The organism is Sphingobacterium kitahiroshimense (assembly GCF_025961315.1).
Lineage (GTDB): Bacteria > Bacteroidota > Bacteroidia > Sphingobacteriales > Sphingobacteriaceae > Sphingobacterium > Sphingobacterium anhuiense.
Genome location: NZ_JAOQNK010000001.1, coordinates 3,620,930 through 3,643,565 on the forward strand (window position 1 = coordinate 3,620,930; position 22,636 = coordinate 3,643,565).

18 protein-coding genes, 2 tRNA genes and 1 pseudogene are annotated in these 22,636 nt (G+C 37.8%); 3 read left to right on the forward strand and 18 right to left on the reverse strand.

Annotated elements, in window-relative coordinates:
* The 6 genes and pseudogenes from M2265_RS16045 to M2265_RS16070 form a co-directional block, all read right to left on the reverse strand.
* On the reverse strand, positions 1–1,701 hold the full coding sequence (locus M2265_RS16045; protein WP_132771767.1) for a sodium:solute symporter: 1,701 nt from the start codon (positions 1,699–1,701) through the stop codon (positions 1–3).
* Between the two features lie 105 nt (positions 1,702–1,806).
* Entirely contained in the window at positions 1,807–2,007 is a 201-nt protein-coding gene (locus tag M2265_RS16050; protein ID WP_021189267.1) for a hypothetical protein, read from the reverse strand.
* Between the two features lie 1,933 nt (positions 2,008–3,940).
* Positions 3,941–4,474: pseudogene (locus tag M2265_RS27025) on the reverse strand (PIG-L family deacetylase); the annotation flags it as partial.
* 289 nt (positions 4,475–4,763) lie between these two features.
* Positions 4,764–5,018, reverse strand: coding sequence for a DUF6952 family protein (locus M2265_RS16060; RefSeq protein ID WP_021189266.1), 255 nt, complete (start codon positions 5,016–5,018; stop codon positions 4,764–4,766).
* The gene (locus M2265_RS16065; RefSeq protein WP_021189265.1) at positions 4,999–5,313 is read right to left on the reverse strand and encodes a thioredoxin family protein; all 315 of its coding nucleotides are present in this window, start codon (positions 5,311–5,313) and stop codon (positions 4,999–5,001) included. The genes M2265_RS16060 and M2265_RS16065 overlap by 20 nt, the downstream gene beginning before the upstream one ends.
* A gap of 98 nt (positions 5,314–5,411) precedes the next feature.
* Positions 5,412–6,044, reverse strand: coding sequence for a peroxiredoxin (locus tag M2265_RS16070; RefSeq protein ID WP_021189264.1), 633 nt, complete (start codon positions 6,042–6,044; stop codon positions 5,412–5,414).
* 240 nt (positions 6,045–6,284) lie between these two features.
* Between M2265_RS16070 and M2265_RS16075 the strand changes: the two genes are divergently transcribed.
* Positions 6,285–6,365 (forward strand) — tRNA-Tyr (locus M2265_RS16075).
* 92 nt (positions 6,366–6,457) lie between these two features.
* Positions 6,458–6,529, forward strand: a tRNA-Arg gene (locus M2265_RS16080).
* A 91-nt stretch (positions 6,530–6,620) separates the two neighbouring features.
* Here M2265_RS16080 and M2265_RS16085 read toward each other — a convergent pair.
* Positions 6,621–7,799 (reverse strand): MFS transporter, encoded by a 1,179-nt coding sequence (locus M2265_RS16085; protein WP_132771769.1) that lies wholly within the window; start codon positions 7,797–7,799, stop codon positions 6,621–6,623.
* Positions 7,800–8,053: 254 nt separating this feature from the next.
* Between M2265_RS16085 and M2265_RS16090 the strand changes: the two genes are divergently transcribed.
* Positions 8,054–11,230: a S41 family peptidase gene (locus tag M2265_RS16090; RefSeq protein ID WP_132771770.1), complete on the forward strand. Its 3,177-nt coding sequence runs from the start codon at positions 8,054–8,056 to the stop codon at positions 11,228–11,230.
* A gap of 132 nt (positions 11,231–11,362) precedes the next feature.
* Here M2265_RS16090 and M2265_RS16095 read toward each other — a convergent pair whose 3' ends face one another.
* From M2265_RS16095 to M2265_RS16145, 11 genes are all read right to left on the reverse strand, one after another.
* Positions 11,363–11,956 carry a LutC/YkgG family protein gene (locus M2265_RS16095; RefSeq protein WP_132771771.1) on the reverse strand — a complete coding sequence of 198 codons (594 nt, stop codon included), beginning with the start codon at positions 11,954–11,956 and terminating at the stop codon, positions 11,363–11,365.
* On the reverse strand, positions 11,953–13,338 hold the full coding sequence (locus M2265_RS16100; protein ID WP_132771772.1) for a lactate utilization protein B: 1,386 nt from the start codon (positions 13,336–13,338) through the stop codon (positions 11,953–11,955). Before M2265_RS16100 ends, M2265_RS16095 begins: the two co-directional genes overlap by 4 nt.
* A 12-nt stretch (positions 13,339–13,350) precedes the next feature.
* On the reverse strand, positions 13,351–14,094 hold the full coding sequence (locus M2265_RS16105) for a (Fe-S)-binding protein (protein WP_132771773.1): 744 nt from the start codon (positions 14,092–14,094) through the stop codon (positions 13,351–13,353).
* 256 nt (positions 14,095–14,350) lie between these two features.
* Positions 14,351–14,731, reverse strand: a complete 381-nt coding sequence (locus M2265_RS16110; protein ID WP_132771774.1) for a hypothetical protein — start codon at positions 14,729–14,731, stop codon at positions 14,351–14,353.
* 500 nt (positions 14,732–15,231) lie between these two features.
* On the reverse strand, positions 15,232–16,500 hold the full coding sequence (gene bioA / locus M2265_RS16115; RefSeq protein ID WP_132771775.1) for an adenosylmethionine--8-amino-7-oxononanoate transaminase: 1,269 nt from the start codon (positions 16,498–16,500) through the stop codon (positions 15,232–15,234).
* Positions 16,485–17,477, reverse strand: coding sequence for a biotin synthase BioB (gene bioB, locus M2265_RS16120; RefSeq protein ID WP_132771776.1), 993 nt, complete (start codon positions 17,475–17,477; stop codon positions 16,485–16,487). Before bioB ends, bioA begins: the two co-directional genes overlap by 16 nt.
* A 16-nt stretch (positions 17,478–17,493) precedes the next feature.
* Complete coding sequence (gene bioD, locus M2265_RS16125; protein ID WP_132771777.1) at positions 17,494–18,105, reverse strand: dethiobiotin synthase; 612 nt, start codon at positions 18,103–18,105, stop codon at positions 17,494–17,496.
* Between the two features lie 66 nt (positions 18,106–18,171).
* Positions 18,172–19,278 (reverse strand): aminotransferase class I/II-fold pyridoxal phosphate-dependent enzyme, encoded by a 1,107-nt coding sequence (locus tag M2265_RS16130; RefSeq protein ID WP_132771778.1) that lies wholly within the window; start codon positions 19,276–19,278, stop codon positions 18,172–18,174.
* Positions 19,279–19,287: 9 nt separating this feature from the next.
* A complete protein-coding gene (locus M2265_RS16135) occupies positions 19,288–19,896 on the reverse strand; it encodes a hypothetical protein (protein WP_207902476.1) in 609 nt (202 codons plus the stop codon).
* Positions 19,897–20,049: 153 nt separating this feature from the next.
* The gene (locus M2265_RS16140; RefSeq protein WP_132771779.1) at positions 20,050–21,144 is read right to left on the reverse strand and encodes a hypothetical protein; all 1,095 of its coding nucleotides are present in this window, start codon (positions 21,142–21,144) and stop codon (positions 20,050–20,052) included.
* Positions 21,145–21,156: 12 nt separating this feature from the next.
* Entirely contained in the window at positions 21,157–21,969 is an 813-nt protein-coding gene (locus M2265_RS16145) for a hypothetical protein (protein WP_132771780.1), read from the reverse strand.
* Positions 21,970–22,636 lie beyond the last annotated feature (667 nt).

The following is a 22,636-nucleotide window of genomic DNA, read 5'->3' on the forward strand; positions in this document are numbered from 1 at the left end:
CTATTCGATTGAATGGCTTTTTTTTGGTATCAAGTTTTCTAATAAGTAAGCGATGAACATGACCGAGATACAGCCAATGACATTGAGCCATAAAAAGGCTATGACATCTATTTTCCAGATCGTAAAAATAATCACTTCAGTTATTATTGCAGCATAAAACACGGCTTTCCCTCCTATCCTCTTCATATAGAAGGCGACAATAAAAATGCCCAAAATAGTACCATAAAATAATGAACCTAGGATATTAACCGCCTCTAGGAGATTGCCCAGTCTACTCGCATATAAGGCAACAGCGATAGAAAATACACCCCAGAAAAGCGTGAATATACGTGACCAGAATAGATCCTGTTTATCGCTAGAATTTTGGTTTATAAATCGCTTGTAAATATCAACGGTGCTTGTAGAAGCCAAAGAATTGATCGCACTTGCTGTAGATCCCATAGATGCAAGAAAGATAACAGCGATAAGCAGACCTATTAAGCCCTTAGGGAAAGTATTATTTACAAAAGATAGAAAGATGTAGTTATTGTCATTTGTTTCGGCAGCGGGATTATTCTTCTTTATTAATGCGACAACTTCTGTACGGATACCGTTTAGTTTTTCATTTGAATTCTTGAGTGTAAGCCTTGCTTCGTCTATTGTAGATTGATCCTCATCATCAATGGCTTTAGTTAAACGATTGATTGTCTCCTTCTTTTCATTACTAATAAAATCCTGTTGCTTTTCCAGAGCCGTATAAGTGCTGTTATATTCACTTTGTTTTAGTTTATCTACTTCAACCTGGTTGAAAAAGATTGGCGGTGTGTGATATTGATAATAAACAAAAACAAGAACGCCTATGAGCAGAATACAAAATTGCATAGGTATTTTGAGCAAGCCATTCATTAGTAGACCAAGTCTGCTTTCTTTTATAGATGAACCCGTTAGATAACGGCCTACCTGACTTTGATCCGTACCAAAATAGGATAGCTGTAGGAAGAAACCACCAATAATACCTGTCCAAACAGTATACTGGTTATTCAGGTCAAATGTAAAGTCGATCGCATTTGTTTTTCCAGATTTACCAGCAATATGAAGCGCTTTATATAAACCAATGTCTGTAGGTAAGAGTTTGACAACAAGTATTCCGGCGACAAGCAACACTCCAAATATGATGCTCATCTGGAGCATTTGCGTGTGTGAAACTGCTTTAGTACCACCATATGTCGTATAGATCACCACGATACTGCCGATTAAAAGCGTGGTGAGAGGAAGGTTAATATGTAAAATGCTGGCTATAATAAGTGCCGGAGCAAAAATACTGATGCCTGTTGATATACCGCGCTGGATCAAAAACAAGAAAGCCGTTAATCCACGGGTCCGAATATCAAACCGTTTCTCTAGAAATTCGTAAGCTGTAAAAACGCGAAGTTTATGAAAGATTGGTACAAAGGTGATACAGAGTACAATCATGGCCAAAGGAAGACCGAAATAAAATTGGACGAAGCTCATTCCTGAACTGTAAGCCAGGCCTGGCGCAGAAAGAAAGGTGATGGCACTCGCCTGAGTGGCCATCACCGAAAGTCCGACATGGTACCAAGGTAAGGATTGATTACCAAGTAAATACCCATCAATATTTTTGATTCCTCTACTTTTGTACATGCCATACAGCACAATAATCAAAAGAGTCAGAACAAGAACTATCCAATCAATCGTACTCATGAAAAATAGCTCGTGAATAGGTAAAGGAATAGTATGACCACAAGCAGGCTACACGCTACTAAAATATAAAAGCGCTTCCATTTTTGTGTTAAGGGGTTATTTCCCCTATCTGTCATGCGGTGTTTGAGCGTATAGGAAGCTATTGAAGAAAGCTGCGATAATTAAACCAACAACAGCTCCACCTATGATACTTAAAAAAGTCTCGTTTGCAGTGAATGAAATTAAAGCTCCAAATATCACACCGATTAATACGATTAATCCTTTTGGATTAGGTGCGCATGCGTTGTTTTCAACTTGATTTTCCATTGAATTGTATGTTTTATTTTGATTTTGATAACAAATTTACAAATAATCTGTAAGCTCCAGGAACTCCTGCAGGCAATTGTCTGAAAAATGACAATGATGTATAGACAAATCTACCACTTCCATAGTTAGTAATCAATAGCGATCCATTGTGAAGGGGTTCATTTTTATCCTGCATCTGTATAGGTGTCTGATAACGACTGTCGATATCTTCCGCAAAATATAGCCCCCGTTCTTGTATCCAGTTGTCGAAATCAGATTTGATGATTTTATTTGGATAGTTAAAAATTGGATTTTGTTCATCAAATTTTACTACAGCAAGTTCTTCCGTCACCCTGCTGTTGCCTAAACGGAATGGATATGGACCAAATTGATTAGAGAGCAACTTGTTGTTTACATTATACTGTTCCAAAACTGTACCGCCATTTTTAACATATTCATTTAGTTTAGCACTAATCTGATTCATCGATTTTAAGACGTTAAAAGCCCTTATTCCTACTATGACGGCATCATATTGTGCGAGATTTTGATGTAGAGCCTGTGTTTCATTTAGAAGATCTACAGAAATACCAATTGCTCTTAAAGACTCAGGAATTAAATCTCCCGCTCCAACCAGATATCCAACTTTTTTGATAGGAACTTGAAGTTGCAGATTGCTGACTTTTACTGTAAGATCAGGAAACCACGTGATGGCTGGTATATGGTCATAATGTATATCGCGGTTTATTTTGACTTTTTCCTTTGAGCCATAACGGAAGGAAAGTGTATCTAGGCGTGTATCTTTGGTCTGTGCCTGAACGGTAAATTCCTGACTTATTTGTTGCTGGTTTTCTGAATATTCGAGCTTAACCAGATTTGGAGTTACGATCCAATTTTTGTTGACAACAGGAGAAACATTTTCTGTTCTATTTTTTGTACTGCCTTCATTTACAAATGTTACCCTTACCTTTTGTGGGGTGTTATTTTGACTTAGTACGATCGTCTGGTCCGTAGATGCGGTTATGGCTGGTGAAATCACGATAGGATTGTAGATTTCTCCCCTAACAGGATCTGTAAATTTATATTGGATGGTTTTTTTATAGTTAAGCGCCTTTCCATTGATGACCAGTTCATAGTCAACAGCTGGATAGTCTGGATTTTCAGGGGCTCCAGTTTTATTAAAGTCTGCGAATTGGAATCGACCTATAAGATTTGGAGCATCCAACCAGTATGGTTGTGTACTAAACCGCGCAGGGTAAGAACTAGTAAAACTTGTTAGGGTATTATTTTCGAGATTTTGATTGATATTTTTTTCATTGATCTTAGCAACCTGTATCGCAGGAACATCAGCTCTTACAATCAGTTGATTTGTAACCTTTATCGTGTCTTCAATAGCATAATGCGGCTTTGCTGCGATGCTTTCTATTCTTACTCCAGCACAGGCAAGGATTAAATCATTGATTTCATTTGTTTTTATTTCTTTCCAGTAGTTATCCGCTATCGCCTTTACCAGTGTCAGAGCTTCGAATAGGTCAGGAATGGATTTTTCCGGGTGGTCGAGCTGAAAGGAAGCATTAATCTGTTTTATTTTCGTACTGATAGCAGCGGTATGAGGGATTCTTGACCAGGTATCGTCAATATTTTCGAAAAGATCTTTATTCGTTGCTTCTCCTGCTATGTATTCAAAATATTCTGTAGACTTTCCAACCTGAGCAGCACTTCCAAATCCCTGACTTTTATGCGATGACCTACTTTCGGCAGCGACTTCTCCATAGGATTTGCCTATCAAGGGATTGTATTGGCCTATTTCAATCTGTATTTGATCATCACTAATCGTATTTTGATTGCCAAAATTGTACGTATTCCATAGCAAACGAGTTGCTTTCCATGGCTTGACCTGTTTCAACTGTTCTGGAAACCGTGTTGGGTCTGCAGCGGCAACAAATGCTTCTTTTGCTAATATTGCAGAAGCTTGGTGATGACCATGTCCCCCTCTCGCATCAGGTGGAAATCGGGTTATAATGACATCAGGTCGGAATTTTCGAATGATCCACACCGCTTCTCGAAGTACTTGTTCTTTATCCCAAAAATTAAAGGTCTCTTCCGACGTTTTTGAAAATCCAAAATCAAAAGCAGAAGTAAAGAACTGCTCTCCTTGATCGATTCTTCTTGCTGCTAAAAGTTCCTGTGTCCTAATCAGACCAAGTTCTATTCCCTGTTCCGTACCGATTAAGTTTTGTCCCCCGTCTCCCCTTGTTAGGGACAAATATCCCGTTTTATAATGTTTTTCCTGAGCTAACCATGCTATTAATTTAGTGTTCTCGTCATCCGGATGGGCTGCAAAATATAGAACAGACCCTAGAACATTTAATTTTTCTAATTTTGATTTTATGTCAGCACTGTTCCAGCTATTTGTTGCCTTTTGAGCTTGAGCCTGTGGCAGAAAGGTTAAACAAATGAATATGTTGGTAAATAGGATTGATTTTAACATAGATTAAAGGTAATTAATATTGTGGTTAAATAAAAAACGGAAATTCTGTAGGGAGAATTTCCGTTTCTAACAATTAAAATATTATCTTAAAATCTACCCTTTTATAGTTTGTTCATCAGGATAGCAAATTCTTTAAGTGGTAACCTTTATTACCGCTAAAGATAGTACAATCTTTATTGGACTTTAGCATTAAATTAGAACAAGTTTTCCACAAAAAGCGGATTATACACATTCATATTAAAAATGAAGTTCTTGTTGCAGTAGTTGCTATTGCTAAAGGCTAAAAGATTTATTTATCAATTGAACCTAAAACACGTTTCATAAACATGTTCATAGCGTCCTTTTTACTATTTCCTTCTTTAATTAGTTTATCAACCTCGACAGCACCATAAAGATTTGAAATCAATTCACCGATTACATCAAGCTCTTCATCTTTTAAAGGAGCTTCTACCAAGGATTCTAATGTCTCGATGGTCTCTAATACATAGTCAACATCGTTCTGTTCGATAAACTCGGTGATATGTTTAATTACTGGAAGCTTCATTGAATAAGTCGATTAAGGCGTCAAATTTATTTGTTTGTACTTGATTTACCAATTTTCCATTCTTGAAAGCCGCAAAAGTAGGCAAGTTATTGACATTTGCTAGTTTTCTAGATTCCGGAAATTTTTCTGCATCAGCGATTACGAAAGTTACATTTTCATTTTCAGTCGCCAATTTTTTGAATTTCGGTTTCATAATTTTGCAGTTACCACACCAAGTAGCTGCGTATTGAACCATTACAATATCATTACTGTTTACAATTTCTTGTAAATTATCGTTTTCTAATTCCTGTACCATGATTTTTTTGTTTATTTATTGAGAAAGATGAATAAACAAAGGGGGCAAGGGATTACCCCCTTTGTAAAAAGACCTATGTAGTCTTTTCAGTATTGTTTTTAGTTACCAGCTAAATAGCTAGCTACACCGTCACGAGTTGCGTGCATTGCTTCTTTTCCTTCTTCCCAGTTAGCAGGACATACTTCACCAAAATTCTGAACGTGAGCATAAGCATCGATTAAACGTAAATATTCTTTTACGTTACGACCTAATGGCATATCGTTTACAGATTCGTGGAATACGCGACCTGTTTCATCGATCAAATAAGTAGCTCTGTAAGAAACTGCAGAACCTTCAACTAAAGTACCGTACTCAGGGTGCTCTACTTCTTTAATGTCTAAAATACCTAATACAGAAGATAGGTTACGTGTAGTATCTGCTAAAATTGGGTAAGTTACGCCTTCGATACCACCGTTATCTTTTGCTGTATTTAACCAAGCGAAGTGAACTTCGTTTGTATCACAAGATGCACCGATAACGATTGTATTACGTTTTTCAAATTCTGGTAAAGCTTCTTGGAAAGCATGTAATTCTGTTGGGCAAACAAAAGTGAAATCTTTTGGGTACCAAAACAATACTACTTTTTTACCTTCTTGAACTGCTTTTTCGAAAACGTTAATTTGTAAATTATCGCCTAAATAATCGATTGCATCTACTGTGATGCTTGGAAAACTTTTACCTGTGAAACTCATAATAATATCTTTCTTTTTTTGTTGATACAAAGATACCTCAAATAAGGTTAAAAAAGTATTGATTTTTTCAATGAGCTATCGTTAAAATCTATTTTTACATTAAGGGTACAATAAGTTTTCTCGATAGGTTTATTTTAAATAAATTTTGCATTTATCAGACAAAATTCTACCTTTGTAGCGTTCCACAAGGAAATTGAGATACAATAAATCTTAATTCTTTAGAAGTCAACAAATTATACTGGGGGGGTTCCAGAGCGGTCAAATGGGACGGACTGTAAATCCGTTACTTCGGTTTCGAAGGTTCGAATCCTTCTCCCCCCACAGTATTTTTTCTCTCCTCTTTTTTCAGTAACATTTTAATAAATAAGTTTGGGATTAAGCAATATATTTGAAATATTTGCATACGCTTTGTCGGCCCTGTAGTTCAACGGATAGAATAGATGTTTCCTAAACATTAGATAGCAGTTCGATTCTGCTTGGGGCTACAACAAAAAATGCGAGACTGTTAAATAGTCTCGCATTTTCTTTTTTTATCACATCTGCCATATGGTTAATGAATAATCTTTCTTTTACCTGTTATCCCTCCTTGAAAACTTTCAGTTTACTTACCATAATAAACATGAGGACACCGAAGAAAGCAAATACACCGTAAGAATATCGTAAACTTGTCAGCTCTGCAATATAGCCGATTAAAGGAGGTCCCATTAAGAAGCCCAGAAAGCTAATGCTAGATACCATCGCCAAGGCTACCCCTGGAGTAACCTTTTTGTTCTGGCCAGCAACACTATATACCGTCGGGACATTGCACGCAACACCGATACCCACCATCATAAAAGCCAATGTGCTAATGTAAAAAAGAGGGAATATAACAGAGGTCATCATGCCGACAAACATCAATATACCGCTAATTTGTAAGGTTCTTTTTCTACCGAGCCTACTGATGACCGCATCCCCAATAAATCTTCCCAGCGCCATCATGACCATGAAAGACGCATAACCAACAATAATAAATTGTTCTGGAGCGTGAACTATTTCCTTAAAATAAACGCCGCTCCAGTCAAACATAGCACCCTCGGTGGCCATGCTGAAAAAGCCGATGATACCCAATTGTACTAAACTGCTTTCCGGTTTGGAAAAAAATGATGTTTTTTTAGCCTCTGTAGCGACACCAGGAATCAAGTAACGGTAGTTGATGGTCGTATTAATCACAATGAGAACAAAAATAATGATAAAATGAGGAATGGTGTCTACAGCTATATTCATAGTGAGTAACCCGATGAGGGCACCAGTAAATCCGGCGATGCTCCAGGCTCCATGAAAAGATGACATGATTGATTTTTTGAAAATCTTTTCTGCAGCAACCCCCTGTGTATTGACAGCTATGTTGCACATGTTTCCAATTACCCCAAAGAAAAATAAGATTGCTCCTAATTCCCATGCGTTTTGTGCAAAACCTATTAAACATAAAATAAGGGCATAAATAATCGCGACTATTCGTAGTACTCTAGCACTGCCGTAAGTGGTAACCAGTTTCCCGGATAACGCCATGGTGACCAGTTGACCGACAGGAAGCATCAATAAAATTGTGCCTAATTGACCTTCTGTAAGATTCAGACGTTCTTTGATAATTGGAATACGGCTTGCCCAAGAAGCAAATGCCAGGCCCTGGCAAAAATAAAATAAGGATACAGCAATCCGAATGCGATTACGGTTTTGGTAAAGCTCTTCTTCAGAGTAGGTTAAGGATGCGTTCATTGTTGTAATGATGTGTCAGCAAAGGTACATGTAAGAAATTAATAATGACAGTGATGATGTTTCATCTTTTGGTATTTATGCAAAAAATATTAAAATTAATGGGTGCACATTGATAAAGAACACGTGATATTGAAAACTGTTTTTAATGCTGGGGTAGGTTTTTTTAATAACGATTGATTATTTCATTGTTTTCTAACGAGTAGCTGATTAACTTTGGCATACAGGTATTTAATCGATTAGCCTCCTTGAAAAGTATGATTAGAAAATTGTTATTGGGCACTTGTCTTGCCTTAGGTGGAACCATGTATGCTTTTGCGCAGCAACAACCCACATTTTTATCCCATCCGACTTTAAGTCCTGATGGAAAAGTCCTTGTTTTTAGTTTTGAAGGTGATCTGTGGAAAGTTGAAAGTGAAGGTGGGGTTGCAGTGAGATTAACAGGTATGGAGGGCAATGAAATCAATCCACGGATATCGCCTGACGGCAAACAGCTTGCATTCTCAGTAAATCAGAATGGAAATATGGATGTATATATCATGCCTTTAGCTGGTGGTGATATCCGTCAAATTACACATCACGATGGTGCTGATGAAGTGGACAGTTGGAGCTGGGACAGTAAAACGTTATATTTTACATCAACCCGCTACAATCGGATGAGTAGTTATCAAGTTGATGCTACAGGGGGGACTGCAAAGCGACTATTTCCACATTATTTCAATTATATAAGTCAAGTTGTAACCACACCATCTGGAGAACTATTATTTAATGATAGTTGGGAAGGATATAGTTCAACAAACCGTAAGCGATATAAAGGAGCATTCAATCCGGATATAAAATCTTATAATCCTAAAACAAAAACATTTAAGCAATATACCGATTACAATGGTAAAGATTTCTGGCCTACTGTTGATCAAAATGGTGTGATCTATTTCGTGTCTGATCAAGGAAATGCCGAATATAACCTGTATCAGATGAGCGGTGATAAACCCGTGGCTTTGACTTCATTTAAGGAATCTATCAAGAGACCTGCTGTAGCTGCCAACGGGAAAAAGATTGTTTTTGAAAAAGGATATCAATTGTTTTTATACGACGTGGCATCAAAGAAGGTTACACAGCCAACTATCGCATTGAGCAGAAATCAGGTATTAGGCAAGAGCAAGGAATTTAATGTAAATGGTAACATCAGCTATTTTGATGTAGCACTTGACGGTAAAAAGATGGCATTTGTATCGAGAGGCGAGCTCTTCGTTTCCGATAGCGAAGGTAAATTTATCCGTCAGATGCCTAGTCAGGGACAGCGCGTTATGGAGGTGAAATGGTTAAAGGATAACAAAACATTACTTTACAGTCAGACCCATCAAGGTTACCTGAACTGGTACACCCGTAGCGCAGACGGATTGGGAGAACCAAAGCAGTTGACACAAGATCTTCGCAATAATAGAGAGTTAACTTTCAACGCTGATAAATCACATGCTGTTTATTTAAGTGGGCGAGATGAAGTACGTCTTTTAGATCTGACAACTTTAAATAGTAAAACTGTTGTTAAGGATGAACTGTGGGCATTTCAAAATTCCTCTCCCTCTTTTTCTCCAGACGGGAAATATATTCTTTTTACTGCTATTCGAAATTTTGAGCAAGATATTTTTGTTCATCATATCGGTTCAGGTCAAACAACAAATCTGACCAATACTGGTGTCACTGAAGCCTCCCCATCGTGGTCACCAGATGGAAAATATATTTATTTTGCCAGTAACCGCACAAAGCCGTCCTTTCCTACCGGCATGCAGAACTCCAGTATTTTTAGAATGGCATTGGAAAATTTTGACGAACCTTATCGCATTAGCAAATTCAATGAACTCTTTAGTCAGCCTGCAAAGAAAGATACCATTACGGACAATAAGAATGACAATAAAACAAAGGCGAAGGATAAGAAAGAAGAAAAAGCAACAAGTTCTTCTACCGACAAAAAAGTGCTGGTTACAATAGATGTTAAAGGGTTACGTGACCGTATTGAACAAGTAAGCCCTGCTTTTGGAACGCAATCAGATCCCATTGCTATCCAAAAAGGAGAAAAAAACTATGTTTTCTTTTCATCCAATCACGAAGGAAAGTACGGATTATACAGAACGATCTATGAACCTTTTGAAGTTATTAAAACCGAAAAAGTTGTTGACAACGGAATTAACCAGTTTATCGAATCTGGAGGTAAGTATTTTATCCTTAATAGAGGAGTAATTCAAAAATATAACCTTGACCAAAATAAAATTGATGCAGTAACAATCAATTTTAGATTTAACCGTGATCTGGAAAATGAGTTCAAGCAGATGTTCTATGAGACTTGGGCTGGGCTAGAAGAAAACTATTACGATAGTACTTTCCACGGTATCGATTGGACGGCAATGAAGAAGAAGTATGAACTGTATCTTTCTGGTATTAATGACCGTAGTGATTTACGGATATTATTAAATGATATGTTAGGAGAGCTAAACTCTTCACATTTGGGCTTTAGTTCGATGGGAGCAGAAGAGCGCAAACCATTTGGGGACGTAACTAATGAAATTGGTGTTTTATTCAATCAGGATAATCCTTATCAAATAGCACAGATTATAGACAACAGTCCAGCTTCCCGTAAAGGAGTAGATCTGAAAGAAGGCGATGAGATCATGGCTGTTAATGGAAATAAAGTAAATCCTAAAGAAGATCGCGATCAGTATTTTACATGGCCGTCCCTTGCAGAGGAAATACAGTTGACTATACTACGTGGCGGTAAAGAAATTTCAGTTTTTATTCGGCCCTTAACTAGTACCGCTTTTAAGGACCTGATTTATGACGAATGGATGAAAGGCAATCGAGGGAAAGTTGATCAATGGAGTAATGGCAAAATTGCATATTCACATATGAAAAATATGGGAGGGCCGGAGTTGCAACGCTTTTTGATCGATATGGCCGAGCAAGAGAATAATAAAGATGGTATTATTTTGGACCTGCGATACAATACAGGAGGTAATGTGCACGATGAGGTGTTACGTTTTCTGTCACAAAGACCTTATTTGAAGTGGCAGTATCGTGGCGGTCAGCGGGCTCCGCAAAGTAATTTTGCACCAGCATCGAAACCTATTGTACTTTTGATAAATGAACAATCTCTGAGCGATGCAGAAATGACCGCAGCAGGGTTTAAGGAATTGAAATTAGGTAAGATTATTGGAAATGAAACCTATCGTTGGATTATCTTTACATCAGCAAAAGGTTTAGTAGACGGATCTAGTTATCGCGTGCCAGCCTGGGGATGTTATACTTTAGCTGGTCAAGATTTAGAGTTATCAGGTGTAGCACCGGATATTGTGGTTAAAAACACAATCGCAGATCGTACGAATGATAAAGACCCGCAACTGGAACGCGCAGTGCAAGAAATATTGAAAGACTTGAAATAAGAAATTTTTAATAATAAACCAGATTCAGAGATGAATCTGGTTTATTATTTTTGAACAGTACCTTGATTTTTATTCAATTATTCTTTAATGATAAACATTAGAAATCAAGATTAGAGTAGGATAAAATAATGACTATTTCGTTTCTTTTATAAAGAAAACAGTCAAACTTCGTGCTCCCTGTGCGCCGCGTACCAAGTAAGCTCCAATATCTGCGGTAGCTGAAGGGCCCATAACAAAACAACCATAAGTAGAGGCTTGAAAATCAATATCGCTGTATGCTGTATGCATATTTTCTGTAATCGCATCTGGATCAAGTAATATAGCAAGATGCTGTGATAGAAATCCCAGAGAGTTTACCTTCAATGAATTTTCAGTAAGCCATATCATCCCCATTTCTGCCACTCCAAATTCTGCTCTTATAATTCCTAAATCTACGTCGTCTAGATCTCGAGGATGTGCAATCGCATTAAGCGATTTGGTACCCTCCCATTCTGGGGCTGCAGAACAACTAACCCGTGTATCAGGAAGGTTTTTGAGCATGATTTCTTGCGCTTCTGCAATACTTTCTACGTCATAGCTTTCTCCTCCGGCAAGCCCAAGGTTTACTTTAAATTGATCTTTCAGATTAGTTCCCTGTTTCTCAAAAGATGGCAACTCAGGATAAGCAACCTTTTGAGCAGGAAGATTTTGACGGATAGCCGCTAATATTTCGTCTAGTGAACTCATTTTTTCAATCTATTTTTAATATACCAATCGCGGAAAGTCTCTTTTTTAATTTCCGGCAATTCGCGGTGTTTACCCCAAGCATTTAATTTGGTGTTATATAATAACCAATTTGGTGTAAGTTTCATACCATAGTATGCCGCCTTCTCTGCCAATCGGAATAATTTGGGATTAGCAAATACTTTTTCTACCGCTCCAAACGCATAGTGAAGTGCTTTGGAAGATTCATTGATATTGACCATGCGCTGTCTCCATAGCCCAATTTGCTCAGCAATATTAATCCGAACTGGACAAACCTCAGAGCAAGAACCGCAAAGTGATGAGTGGAAAGGAAGCTCACTGAATTTTGATTCATCAAAAGTCGGATCGATAATGATACCGATCGGCCCCGAATAAGTGGCTCCATATGCTAATCCCCCACTTCTACGGTATACCGGACAGGTATTCATACATGCTCCACAACGAATACATTTCAAGGATCTCCAGAAATCCTCCATTCCTAAACGACGGCTTCTTCCATTGTCCGTTAGTACAATATGCATTTCGGTTCCTGTTTCTCTAGGTCCCATAAAATGAGAAGTGTATCGAGTGGCTGGAGTGCCTAGAGCACTGCGTGACAGTAAACGGATAAATAGGGCAAGATCTCTCGTTTTGGGAAGAATTTTTTCAATTCCAATACTGGCAATGTGTAACGGTGGTATACTTGCTGTAAGGTCGGCATTACCTTCGTTTGTACAGACTACAAAAGCACCTGTTTCTGCGATAGCAAAATTTGCTCCCGTTAAACCTGCATGCGCTTCCAAAAATTTAGGACGAGCATTGTTTCGCATAGCTTCTGTTAATTGTGTAGGATCATCCTCATCTGGATTCGTACCGATTGTTCTTGCAAAAAGTTCAGCCACATCTGCCGTCGTTTTATGAATAGCGGGCATGACAATATGGCTTGGCATTTCCCCAGAAAGTTGTTGTATCCTTTCGCCAAGATCAGTTTCGATCATTTCGATACCTCTAGCCTCAAGAAAAGCGCCCATTTCACATTCCTCCTGGAGCATCGATTTACTTTTGACTACTTTGGTGGCATTGTGACTTTTTAATATGTCGTATACGGTTTGATTATGTTCTATATCGTCTTTCGCAAAATGTACAATTACACCACGTTTGGTCGCTTCGGTCACAAACTGTTCTACATATTGGTCCAGATGGGTTAGTGTATGCTCTTTTATTTGTGAGGCAAGATCACGCATCTGCTCCCATTCAGGAATTCCAGATGCGGCAAGATCCCGTTTCATGCGGGCATTCCATAAGTTTTTATCGTGTGTAGGCTGGTGGATGTCATCCATGTAGATGAAATCTGCCGCATTTTGGTCAACTCTAACTTTACTCATTTTGATTTTCTTTTAAAAAGGACCATTATTTAAAACTTGAGCGATGTGTACAAATTTTAAAGGTGCTTTTCCGCGTTTAGCAATCCCTTCCTGATGCATCAAGCAAGACATATCAGGTGAGACGATACAATCTACTTCGTGATTCAGGTAATCAGCAACTTTATCCTGCCCCATTTTGACACTGACAGCTTCATCAGTAACACAAAATGTGCCCCCAAATCCACAGCACTCATCTGGGCGGGTAATCTGTTTAATGGTCACCCCCTCTACCATCGTTAATAGCTGCTCCGTTTTATTAAAGTAGGGTTCTTGCCACTCAGAGCGAGATTGTATATGTAAACCCCGTATAGCGCTGCAACTATTATGAATGGCCACTTTATGTTTGTAAGAAGCCCAAGGGAACTCTTTAACCTTTAATATATCTGTTAGAAACTCAACAAGCTCGTAAGTTGTTTTGCGTACATGCTTTACTTTTTCGGTTTGTGGAATAGCATCGAAGTGCATGCGTACGTGTTTTACACAGCTTCCTGCCGGACCAACGATGTAATCAAAACCTTCAAAATTATCGCAGAAAAGCTGCTCTGATGAAGCCGCATTTTTTTGATCACCTTCATTGCCCATCGGCTGGCCGCAACAGGTTTGATTTAATGGCACTACCACTTCTACTCCGAGGCGCTCCAACAGTTCTAGTGTTGCAATTCCTACTTCGGGATAGATCGCATCGATATAACAAGGAATAAATAATCCTACACGCATATTGTTGATTTAAATTGATGGGCTAAGTTTACAAATAAAATTCGAATTTACTGTTCTTAACTATCATGGAGTAGCAATAAAATTACTTAATTGCTTGAATTTTTATAAAACACTATTGGTAACAATTGAAAAAGGTATCTGTATTTTTTGCCAATGCACAAATATTTTTAAGAAACGATGAAAAACTTAAAAGAGCTTTTTTCCAAAATAAAAAAGCTCTTATCTTTTTTACTTGTTTGCTAAAAAAAATAGGAATCTATTTTTTCTGTGCGAGCAATGCTTTAAGAACCGCGATTGTTTCATTTTTTGCTTCGATCGTTTCTTTGAGCGCTAGAATAGTTTCTTGCTGTCCAGAGTTGTCAGGAATTGTCGCTGAGGTTAATTGCAAGGTTTCGTTAGCCGATAAATATAGCTGATTACTTGCTCCGATCAGGTAGTCTGTATTGATATAATTGTATGATATTTTCATATCATGAATATGCTGAATACTCACTTTTTTTCGTTCGGTTTTTAAATCATTGATTCCAACTTTCGATTCATTGATTAATTTACCAAGTTCTACGTATGTTTTTAATTCACCTTTTTTCTTTAGATCCTCAAACAAGAGAAAGAAACGTTCGTTGTATGTAATGGACATGCTGTTTGGGTTGTTTATGCTTTTGTTAGGGGATAGATGATATACTCATACTATCGCCTTTTTTTATGCGTGCAAACATACAATTTTAAGTTTATAATAGTATGAAATATTATAACTTATTTTTTGAAAAATAGACCTCATCAATGAATTAGCTGACAAAAGCATCGGTTATTCATACCATAGTTAGCAGTGCATCGCATGGAATTATTTCTTGTGCAGACTAAGAATGAATTGATACGATCTGTGTATTATCGGTATATGATCAGAGCGAATAGAGCTATTAGAAGGGCCTTATATGCCATATTCGTAAGATTTACTTGACGATACTATTCCAATATTAATTGGCTTTTACTGGAGACAGAAGGACAAATTGGGGTTATATTTGTATAAGAAGGTGAAAATTTTCACCTTCTTATTTATCAAAATTTGGACATATTGGGAAATAAGTGACTCAAAAGTAAAAAGATTGCAATTCGTTCTTTTCGCTTTTAATATCTGATTTATAAAGATAAAGCATCGGTAATGACTTCATAAATATAATCAAGATCCGCGTCGCTAATGCAGTAAGGAGGAACAAGGTAAATAATATTGCCTAATGGTCTTATTAATATACCTCGCTGTAAGAAATAGGGATATACAATTTCATTTATATTACTAAAATAAGATGTTTCTTCACGCTGTTGTAATTCGATCGCCATTATTGTTCCCGTTTGTCTGACATGCTTGATCTTAGGCTCATTTTTGATCTTAGAAAGAAAGATGCTGTGTTTCCTTGTGATGTTTGCAATACGGGCTAAAGTTTCTTTATTTAATAATAACTCCATGCTTGCCAGTGCCGCTGTACAAGCTAAAGGGCTGGCGGTAAAAGAATGGCCGTGAAATAAGGCCCGTTGTTTTTCATCCGAATAGAAAGCTTCATAGATCGTATTGGAGCAAGTTGTCATGCCCAATGGCATAGTTCCACCTGTTAAACCTTTGGAAAAACACATGATATCTGGTGATTCAGACAGATAATCTGCCGCAAACAGTTTTCCTGTGCGGCCAAAACCGACAAAAATTTCATCTTGAATCATTAAGATTCCCTTAGAACGGCAATAGTTCATTAATGTACTCAAGTCTTCTGGTTCATGCATCAACATTCCTGCTGCCCCCTGTACCAGCGGTTCGTAGATGAAGCAAGCGACCTCTGTCGCGTGTTTATCAATTTCCTGACGTAGGAATTCAATATTTTTATTTGTGGGAACGTCTATAAAAATAACATCAAAAAGCAGATGTCCGAATGGCTCTGTCCATACCCCTCTGGCACTCACTGACATCGCTCCAAAAGTATCACCATGGTAAGCATTGCGGAAGGCTAGAATTTTTGATTTCTTTTGACCTTTGTTTGCATGGTACTGTATGCACATCTTTAAGGCAACCTCGACAGCAGTAGATCCATTATCGGTATAGAATACTTTTTGTTGATTATTAGGAAGTAGTTTTAGTAAGTTTTCAGCTAATTGAATAGCTGGTTCATGTGTAAATCCTGCAAATATAACCTGCTCCAGCGTATTTAACTGTTTAGAAACACGGGCTGCAATATAGGGGTGGGCATGCCCATGTAAAGTTACCCACCAGGACGATACAGCATCGATATATCGGTTACCTAGATCATCATATAGATATGTCCCTTCGCCCCGAATGATAGGGATGATGTCCGATGCACCCTTCATTTGCGTGTAAGGATGCCAGTTAACGTTCTTGTCCCGTTCTTTTAATGTGCTGTGCATGCTTCGTCCTTCATGTGTTTGACCATCGGTTTTAATCCCAGTGTCTGGAACATTTTCATGTCCTCAGATACTCCTGGATTTGGAGTCACCAGTAATGTCTCTCGCTCACCTGTAAAAATGGAATTGGCACCCGCCATAAAACACCAGGCTTGTTCTGTTTCATTCATCTCTATACGGCCGGCACTTAACCTAACCATTGATTTTGGCATCACTATACGGGCTGTAGCGATCATTCTGACCATATCCCAGATATAAACTTTGGCATTGTTTTCCAATGGGGTTCCCTTAACACGTGCGAGTGCATTGACCGGTACAGATTCAGGATGCTTGGGCATAGTCGCCAATGTTAAAAGCATCGCTATCCGGTCTATGTGTGACTCACCTAGACCTATGATACCCCCTGAACAAACGGTTATTCCAGCCTTACGCACATGGTTGATGGTATTGATGCGGTTATCAAACGTGCGGGTAGAGATGATCTCATCATAATACTGTTCAGAGGTATCTAGGTTATGATTATAGGCATGTAGACCTGCCTCCTGAAGCCGAATAGCCTGCTGTTCCGTTAGCATTCCCAATGTACAGCAGACCTCAAGACCTAGATCATTTACGCCTTTTACCATGTCTATAATACGGTCAAAATCACGATTGTCACGAACTTCTCTCCAAGCGGCCGCCATACAAAATCGGGTAGAACCATTATTTTTTGCCTTTTGAGCATGCTCGATCACGGTTTGTGTGGGTAAGAGGGCCTGTACTTTTATATCGGTGTGATAGCGTGCGGCCTGGCCACAGTATGAACAATCTTCTGGACATCCGCCTGTCTTTACAGATAGTAAGGTGCACACCTGTACTTCAGCGGCATTATGATATTCGCGGTGAACCGAAGCGGCGTGATAAATGAGCTCCATAAGAGGTTGGTCATAGATCTGTTGAATTTCTTCCTTGGTCCAGTTATTTCGGATTGTAGTTTTCATCTGTTATTAAACTGCTTTAAGAGTTAAATGGATCGGTTATTTTTCGTACAGCTTCTGCCGTTACAGTTTCTAGCTGCGGGATATGAATAATTTGTGTATGTTCAGGTATTTGGAGGGAGATCACCCTTTCGGTATCGGTATCGATACCACCATTAAATATCAAGTATTTTAAATCTATATTTCTTTGCTTTATGGCATTTATTGATAGTAAACTATGATTAATGCACCCTAAATAATCTTTGATAACCAGCGCGACTGGAATTGTTAAGGCTTGTATTAAATCAATGATATAACAGGTGTCACTGAGTGGGACAAATAAACCACCAGCACCTTCTACAACAAGATTATTTGTCGTCTCAGGAATTTTAAAATCTTCGAGCGATATCGATGTGTTTTCTAATAAAGCGGACTTATGTGGAGATGCAGCAAGTTGTAACTTATATCGTTCGGGATGGATACGGACATCACCTTGAAGGAGATCATATATGCGCATGCTGTCTGTGGCATGTAAATCTCCAGATTGGACAGGTTTCCAATAATCCGCTTTTAGATATTGAGTTAATATAGCGGAACAGACGGTTTTGCCAATTTCTGTTCCAATTCCCGTTACAAAAATCTGTTCTTTCATATTGTTTTTTATTTTAATTCTATTTGGTTTGGGACTCAAAACGAGTATTTTGATATGTTTCTTTCTCTATAAGTCAAGACTCGATTTTATGCTTTGTGTTAGCAAGAGAATATCGTTTTTCTGATTAAATGTGTGTAGGCAAATACGTAAACGTTCTGTTCCTAATTTTACTGTTGGTGAAAAAACAGCATAGGTTTGTAATCCTTTTTCAGACAGGGAGTTCTTTAAGTTCAACAACTGTTTGTTGTCAGGAACTATAAGCGATTGTATCGGACTATCTGTGCCTGATATTGTGGGTACCTGCTGTGTTCTGAATAGGCGAATGTTGTGCCTTAAATTTGAAGCTAAGGCAGGGTGATTGTCAATAAATTCATATCCCATACGAATCTGTCTCCAGATAAGATCTGGAAGGGCTGTACTGTATATAAAGGGAGAGCCAAAATTGATGAGGTAAGTTTTGATAGGTTTACTGCAGAGTAGTGCTGCCCCATGTAATCCCATAGCCTTACCATAAGTGATCAAAGTTGCAAATACGCTGTTTTGTAAACCCAATTGATGGACAAGGCCATAGCCAAATACACCAAATGCATGTGCTTCATCGACGATGAGAGATGCTCCATATTTATCGGTCAATTTGGCGATTTCTGTTAAAGGGGCAAAATCTCCTTCCATAGAATATAGGCTTTCAACGGCCACAAAGCACAGTCCCCTGGCTCTTTTTAACTTGGCTTCTAGATCTTCAAGATTATTATGTCTAAATTTCCATTTTATAGCTTTAGACATAACACAGCCGTCGTGTACAGAACGGTGTATATACTCATCTACAATAATGGTGTCTTGCCGCTGCGGTAGACAAGAGAATAAAGTGAGGTTGGCCGCATATCCCGATGCGAATAGTAAAGCTGATTCGGTACGATGCTTTTGTGCAAGAATGAATTCTGTTTCATGCACCTCTGCCGAGTGACCGCTAATGAGTCTTGAACCAGTGCTACCCGCAAGTATTTTGGGGTCTGACTGTATGGTTTCTAGCATCATCTTATGAAAAACTTTATTCCTGGCCATGCCCAAATAGTCATTGCTCAGGAAATCGGTCTCACTGGCATTTATGCTGAGCTTTCGAAGTGATGCGGACTCTTTTCTTTGCAATAGCAGTTTATCCCATGTACTGTACATCGCCGGACATTAGTTTAATTGACTTTCTATTGCGCTGATCCATTCCGTATGTAAGGCCCGCTCTATAGTCTGTACATTGTTGGCATACTGCTCCCATTGAGGAGAAAACTGCGCCAGTTGATCAATCATTTCCTCCAGATGCCCTTCCTCTTCAAGAATTATAGATTTGACCATAACCTTGCTTTTCATTGTATCAAGCGTATGCTGGTATATGGGATATAGCTCGTCGGCACGGGCCTCAATGGCGTAAGTAACAAATAGGTAAGCGGCATGCTTAAGAGCTGCGCCGCTTAGATTAAAAGTTTCTTTGAGGTAGCGACAAGATTTAATATCCAATTGATGCAGGTATTGTTTTGTGTATACTGGAGCGATTAAATATTTATCCTCATAGGTCGAGCAGATGGCTGTTCCAAGTTTACCGATCTGTTTTTTCAGGTAATAAGCATGCCTATGCTCCTCTGCCGCATGTTTTAGCTGTATGATACTAACTTCTGTAGGATGTTCACATTGCGATATTTTCCTAGCGCCAGCGTTTTCCATAAAAGAAAGTGTATTCAACCATCTGGCATGCAGTTCATCTTGCTGCACTATACAACGAAGCACATTTTGAATATCCATAGCTTTAAATTTTGAAACAAAGGTATTGTCCCGCATGAAGCTCATCGTGTACCAGTTTTCATATTTTGCCTAGTCCGGTAGTGTTTTCACAGTAAGTTTTTACATTTCTAGATTGTATTTTTCTTTCTTTTTTAATGTACTGTAGGCTGTAAACTATTCTATAATAACATTAATACCGGCCATTTTAGCTTTATATTTGATCTTTTCAATAAGGCCGTAATAGCTCCAGTTGCGGAGTAAGAATTCATCCTCCTTGGCGATCTCCTCTTTGTTGGATTGATTGACTAGAAGAAGTGTTCCTGCCTGAGATTTGATACAGATATCAATGAGTCTTCTGCTATAGAGATGTAGTCTACTATCAACATAATTCTTTTCTTTCTGATTATAATGATCTAGACTTTTGAGTTTTCTTTTACGGCCATTGCCACCTCTATTATAAGTTATGGCTCTTTGTAGTCTATGTCTTGCCGCTTGAATAGCAATACGACGGTATAAAAACTCTTCTTTTGTCCCGATTTGGTAGCAATCATTATCTATACTCACTGAAATAGGATGTTCAATAGATAGCGATGCTTCTGCAATAAGATGCTCCTGCAGAACATGGTCTTTTTGGGGCATTTCTAATGATAATAGAAGAAATATTTTACCTTTTATAACCTTTATAGCGCTAGAACAAGCCTTAATCTGCCCGACCAGTACCCTTTGTAACAGTATGCGTTTATCAGACCTATCTTTACCAAGATAAGTTCGAAAAGGAAGTTTAAATAAAGAAATTTTAAAATCTCGCCCTTGTTCATCATTACTTAATTTCATAGATTTTGAAGAAAAAGGAATAGGAATATCTTTTTTGTAAGTTCTTAACGAGCGCTCTCCCTTCCAGTAAGCTTTACGATCCGATTGAAAATTTTTGTATAATGTTGTATTGAGCGTAGATAAGATATCGGTCGGTATTTCGCCTTTAAAATAAGCTGAAAGAAGCCGATAGGTAGTATTCATTCTTGATGTATTCAATATTCCTTCTTCATCGGTATTACGGTCTGCTAATTTTACTTTCACTTCAGTAGTTAGATAAATGAGATCTTTTAAGCTATCCTGCAGAAATTGATGGGAGAGTACAATATTGGATGCTCTAAATATTATATTTTGCCAATCGAATAGCCTATCGTAATATGTGGCTCTTTTCTTTTTATCATCACAATCGATATAAATCTGTATTTTCCGGGTTAAAATAGTTGTGTTGTTTTCCATAACAAAGGGGTTTTAAGCAGTTTTCTTGCGGGGTTTTATTTTACTGTGTGCCTCGATAAATATTTTTTTGACAGCTGTAGTGTTTAAATGCAATTGCTTTGATATTTGTTCAAAAGAGAATTGCAATTCATAGCGCATGCGGAAAATTTCTACCTGTTCGTCTGTAAGTTCTACTTGTGCAACAATCTTTTTATTTGAGATTGCCTTATTTATTTTTTCATAACTATTTAAAATTGAACGAAGAACTTCAATCGTCTTTTCTACTTTTAAACTCACTTCATAGTCCGATATTCCGCCTAAGTAATAGGCAATACGCTCATAATTGAAGCTGTACTGAAGACTGAGTCTGATGAATAGTTGGTGTTCGAGGTTTAAAAATGGCAGTACTTTGTTGAGTTTATCTAATTGATGCTGCTTTTCATTGTCTAATTTATCAAGATAAACTAAGTCTTCATGAGCGTCATCATCTTCTTCATATCCAGCAAGAAATTCCTGATAATTTTCTATAGAATCTAATTGAAGGAGGCTACGGTGAAAGCGGCTCCGGGGGTTGCTATAAAAAATATGAATAGCCTTTTTAATTTGCATTTTTAGGAAATGCAAAAGATCTTCTTCAGAATGAATATTTTCCCGATATAGCCATAACCTTAAGAAAGCTTCATGAGTAATACTAGTTGCAATACAGGTGTCTTGTGTCGCACGGTTAGAGCGGAGGTAGAAATACGGATAAAACTTCTCATAGAAATAATTTAATCCTGCTTCAATCCCTTTGTTGAGTTGGATAAGTTGTTTTTTAGTGTTTTTTTGACTGTAAAGTTTGTTCATATTTCGTTTTATTTAGTGGGTAAACTTTTGAGACAACTTCGTGCAGTTTCTTTTCTGGCGATTTTAACCATGAAGCTGCCTAAGTTGAAAGATTTATGAATAGAACTTATTGGTATTGACGGTAATCTTGTTTTAGTCGTTTTGCGATTTTCTTAAAAGAATTTGTGAAGACCTTATCATGTTGAAAGCGTTCGTGAAAAGATGTTTTAACTCAAAATTCAATATTGTATAAACGCTCCAAGAAGATATTAATGAATAAACCGGTTCAAATTTAGTGTAATGGCAGACCTTCAATTGTATATCCCTAGCAACATGTAGCTTTATCTTCGTTGAATAATTTAATTCTTGGTAGGTATTTAGTGAGCGACAAGTGTCCTCACCCTACGGCTGTACAAGCAGCCTCGATAAATATTTTAATAGCTGATTCGTATATATAACCTGCTTGTAAGCTGATATTCTTACCTCATAATTATAAATAGTGCATGATTGTATATACGTAGTAATTTATTCATTTTGTTAGTCCAGCTTATTGTTTATACATAACCAATAGTCTTGTGTTCAGGAGCTAATGATTGAGTTAACCTCAATATATGGGTAGAGAAAAGATGTTAATCATTATAAAAAGCGGATGAGTAACCCATAAAGATTGTTAACCCATTATTGTTCT

Excerpts from the sequence above, each read along its gene's own strand:
- M2265_RS16110 (WP_132771774.1), bottom strand. The coding sequence starts at position 14,731 with ATGTCCATTACATACAACGAACGTTTCTTTCTCTTGTTTGAGGATCTA.
- M2265_RS16085 (WP_132771769.1), bottom strand. The coding sequence starts at position 7,799 with ATGAACGCATCCTTAACCTACTCTGAAGAAGAGCTTTACCAAAACCGT.
- M2265_RS16145 (WP_132771780.1), bottom strand. The coding sequence starts at position 21,969 with ATGAACAAACTTTACAGTCAAAAAAACACTAAAAAACAACTTATCCAA.
- M2265_RS16095 (WP_132771771.1), bottom strand. The coding sequence starts at position 11,956 with ATGAGTTCACTAGACGAAATATTAGCGGCTATCCGTCAAAATCTTCCT.
- bioB (WP_132771776.1), bottom strand. The coding sequence starts at position 17,477 with ATGAAAACTACAATCCGAAATAACTGGACCAAGGAAGAAATTCAACAG.
- M2265_RS16050 (WP_021189267.1), bottom strand. The coding sequence starts at position 2,007 with ATGGAAAATCAAGTTGAAAACAACGCATGCGCACCTAATCCAAAAGGA.
- M2265_RS16135 (WP_207902476.1), bottom strand. The coding sequence starts at position 19,896 with ATGGATATTCAAAATGTGCTTCGTTGTATAGTGCAGCAAGATGAACTG.
- bioD (WP_132771777.1), bottom strand. The coding sequence starts at position 18,105 with ATGAAAGAACAGATTTTTGTAACGGGAATTGGAACAGAAATTGGCAAA.
- M2265_RS16090 (WP_132771770.1), top strand. The coding sequence starts at position 8,054 with ATGATTAGAAAATTGTTATTGGGCACTTGTCTTGCCTTAGGTGGAACC.
- M2265_RS16065 (WP_021189265.1), bottom strand. The coding sequence starts at position 5,313 with ATGGTACAGGAATTAGAAAACGATAATTTACAAGAAATTGTAAACAGT.
- M2265_RS16130 (WP_132771778.1), bottom strand. The coding sequence starts at position 19,278 with ATGTACAGTACATGGGATAAACTGCTATTGCAAAGAAAAGAGTCCGCA.
- M2265_RS16140 (WP_132771779.1), bottom strand. The coding sequence starts at position 21,144 with ATGGAAAACAACACAACTATTTTAACCCGGAAAATACAGATTTATATC.
- bioA (WP_132771775.1), bottom strand. The coding sequence starts at position 16,500 with ATGCACAGCACATTAAAAGAACGGGACAAGAACGTTAACTGGCATCCT.
- M2265_RS16045 (WP_132771767.1), bottom strand. The coding sequence starts at position 1,701 with ATGAGTACGATTGATTGGATAGTTCTTGTTCTGACTCTTTTGATTATT.
- M2265_RS16105 (WP_132771773.1), bottom strand. The coding sequence starts at position 14,094 with ATGCGTGTAGGATTATTTATTCCTTGTTATATCGATGCGATCTATCCC.
- M2265_RS16060 (WP_021189266.1), bottom strand. The coding sequence starts at position 5,018 with ATGAAGCTTCCAGTAATTAAACATATCACCGAGTTTATCGAACAGAAC.
- M2265_RS16070 (WP_021189264.1), bottom strand. The coding sequence starts at position 6,044 with ATGAGTTTCACAGGTAAAAGTTTTCCAAGCATCACAGTAGATGCAATC.
- M2265_RS16100 (WP_132771772.1), bottom strand. The coding sequence starts at position 13,338 with ATGAGTAAAGTTAGAGTTGACCAAAATGCGGCAGATTTCATCTACATG.